Below are 1,339 nucleotides of genomic sequence, written 5' to 3' on the forward strand. Positions count from 1 at the left end.
GGGAGCGTCAATAATTTTGTGTAAATAACTCGTCCTTCTGCAAAATAATGGGTTACTCAGTAAACATTGAAGCTAATGTATCCGTCACTTGTTGGAAGCCTTTATGGCTTCTATTTAAGAATTTTTGATTGTATGTATCAAAGATGGATACTAGGAAACGCTCTAGTGATTCTTCATTTTGAAACTGCTCTTTTCTGCGGCTGTATTTCTTGATTTGTTTATTGAAAGATTCGATTAAATTAGTTGAGTAAATGCTTCGGCGGATACCAGGCGGAAACTCATAAAAAGTCAATAAATCTTGATTTTTTATCAGTGACTGCGTCACTTTAGGATAAGTTTTCTGCCACTTCTCAATCATACTCCCTAAAAAGGTATTTGCCTCTTCCTTTGAGCTAGCTTGATAAACAGCCTTAAAATCATCACAGATTTCTTTTCGATCTTTGACACGTACTTTATGAGCAATATTACGGGAAACGTGAACACAGCAATGTTGGTATTTAGCTTTAGGATAAATCTGGTGAATCGTATCTTTCATGCCTTTTAAGCCATCGGTAATAAACAGTAAGACATCATGAACCCCTCTGGAGTAAATGTCCTGTAACAACTCATTCCAAACGTAGGTCGATTCAGTCGGAGCAATCGCATAACTTAGTACTTCTTTAGTGCCGTCTTCTCGTATACCAATGGCAATATAGATTGCTTCTTTGGAGACGGTTTGCCGTTTTAAAGGAATATAAGTAGCATCCATGAAAATAGCGACATACTTATCATTTAGAGTTCTAACTTTAAATGCATTTACTTCTTCAGTCAGCACTTTAGTCATGTTGGACATGGTTTGTGGAGTATAGTGATGCCCATACATCTTTTCAATTAAATCAGCGATTTCAGACATCGTAACGCCTTTTTCGAACAAATGGATGATGGTGGTTTCCAATGTGTCATTTGTTCTTTTGTAGGCTGGTAAAGTTTGTTGTTTAAACTCACCATTTCGATCTCTAGGTATCTCCAATGTTAATTCACCATATTCGGTTTTGATGGATCGAGAATAAGAACCGTTCCTCGAATTACCTGAATTAAAACCAGTGCGGTCATATTTTTCATACTCTAAGAAAGCCGTTAATTCAGTCCGTAGGAGGGTGTTTACCGCTCTTTCTAAGTGTGAACGGAATAATTCATTTAAATCTCCTTTAGTGACTAGAGTTTGCACAATTTCTGTAGTAAAATCATTCATAGGGAAGTCCTCTTTTCTGTGAATTGGTTGTCGTAAACTTAATTCTACAGAAGGGACTTCCTTTTTTGTATGGATTTTATTCATTTACACAAAATATTTTACACTCTC

1 protein-coding gene is annotated in these 1,339 nt (G+C 36.2%); it reads right to left on the reverse strand.

Features of this window, described 5'->3' with window-relative positions:
• Window positions 1-52: 52 nt before the first annotated feature.
• On the reverse strand, window positions 53-1,231 hold the full coding sequence (locus ACKTSC_RS13395) for an IS256 family transposase (protein ID WP_114526057.1): 1,179 nt from the start codon (window positions 1,229-1,231) through the stop codon (window positions 53-55).
• Window positions 1,232-1,339: the final 108 nt, after the last annotated feature.

Origin of the sequence: Enterococcus hailinensis (assembly GCF_045862035.1) — a bacterium.
Lineage (GTDB): Bacteria > Bacillota > Bacilli > Lactobacillales > Enterococcaceae > Enterococcus_A > Enterococcus_A hailinensis.